We start from the raw sequence: 1,979 nt of genomic DNA, 5'->3' as shown, positions 1-1,979 counted from the left end.
AACGTAATCCTACAGAAAACCATGTGGTGCTTTCTTTAAAATCGGTTATTGTATCGGTTGACGGATCGAAGTTTCTGTAGATAAGGCTTCCGAATACTTTTAAATTTGTCGCTGGATTTACTAAATATCCGGCTTGTAAATCGGCGATGAAAATATTGGTTTTATTTCCTTGCCCAACTACAACTCCAGTATCGGCAGCACGTTCTTCGTCATAATCTCTGTAAATATTGCTTCCGTAGTTGGAATTTACTCCAGTATTAGAAAAATCTAATCCGCGTTTTCCCATCGTAATTTTAGCATCGGCAAAATATCTGCCATAATTATAACGTGCAATTCCAATAAATTCACTGAAATTTCCACCCCATTGATGTCCTAAACTTTGGTTGTTATGTCCGTAATTGGTCAAAACATCGCTGTGCGCGTACACGTATGGTCGCACGTGATTGTATTCGGCTTGAAGTAATAAATTTTTAACTTTAAAAGCGTTGTAATATTTGGCTCCGAGTTGGTATCCAAATTTGTTTTTCCAACTTTTCTCACCCGATTTCATGTCGCCCAATGAAAATTCATCCAATAAAAATTGTCCGTAGAAATTGATTTGGTTGTTCCATTTATATTTTCCTGTCAATCCCAAAAGTGCGTTTCCGCTTCTTGAAGAAGAGGCAAATTCGACAGCACGATAGAAAATTATCGGATTTACAAAACTCATATCGAAACCTCTATCGTTTTGATTACTCCAAACTACCGATTCGAAAAAACCTAAATTGAATTTCTTAGTGATATTCCAACTCAAATAATGATTAGCAACAAACTTTGTGGCATAAGTTCTGTCAACCGTAACTTCTGGACGAACATCTTTCATCCACATATAAGTATTAGTATATTTTATTTTCCAAAAAGTAGTATTTATTTTGAAATAGGGATACGGACTTGCGCCATCGCTCATCAACAACGAACGGTAACCATCGCCTAGAAAGTTTCTTCCATAACCCAATTGCAAATCGAAGAATTGACTTGGAGCGAAAGTTAAATTGGCTTCGGCTAAAGGAAAATCGTAAGCATCAGTTTTAAAATCTTTAGCAATTCCGATTCCTGGAATAATTGCTGGATTTCCTCCTGCTGGCGCGAGTGATTCGGCATATCTGTTGAAATAATCTGCAAATCGACCTTGGCTTTCGAAGATTGTAGTGGTGAAATTTAATTGTTTTCCCAATCCGCCACGAACTTGAATTCCGCGTGTGTTTACATAAGTATAACTTGCTTCACTTGGATCACTTTTCCCCAATTGCAAATCCACAATCGGATTCATGGTAAACCAATAGTCTTCGCCTTGAATTTCGACCATGTTTTCATTCCAGAATTTTTTTCCTAGCCAAGTTGTTTTGTTTTTCATTAATTTCGAATTCACATCAGCTAAATCATAATATTTTGAAACTTCGGCGTAAGTAAATGGTTTCGAAACTGTATGGTTATTGGCTCCAACTTGATTCATAGCAGCATCAAATTGAGCATAATAACTGTGCGACAACGGAATGTTTAAATGTGATGTAAATTGCGGATTTTGAAATTTTTTGTAAGCGATACTGTCAAGTTCGGTCAGCTCTTTATTTTTATCAAATGTACTTGTAGCTGTTACTGGTTTGGTAACCAATTTGTTTTCTTTTGGTTCTTCCACAACAGCATCAGCAGGATTTAGTAATGGAATTGCAATTCTGATAGTATATTTAGAATAGGTTGGATTTCCGTTGTAAGTTGCTGGTTTTATTTTTGGTAATTTTGAGAAAACCCGTTTGCTTTCGGCAGTAAAAGTTTCATCGATAGCATCTACATATTGTACTTTGAAATTTCCTTTATCATCAACTTCGAAAAGTACAATTACGGTTGTTTTTTGATCTTTAAATTTATCTGGAACTTGATAATTTTGAAAAACAAAAGTTTGTACTTCGTTATAAAAACAAGTTTCTAATTCTGATAATTGC

General features: G+C 35.4%; 1 protein-coding gene. It reads right to left on the bottom strand.

The genetic code is table 11. From position 1 onward, the window contains the following. A partial coding sequence (locus DIU01_RS09045) for a gliding motility protein RemB (RefSeq protein ID WP_290833670.1) occupies nt 1–1,979 on the bottom strand: 1,979 nt, incomplete at both ends.

Source organism: Flavobacterium sp. (assembly GCF_003525665.1).
GTDB lineage: Bacteria > Bacteroidota > Bacteroidia > Flavobacteriales > Flavobacteriaceae > Flavobacterium.
Note: the sequence above shows the minus strand (reverse complement) of the source record. Positions and strands in the feature narration are given on the sequence as shown.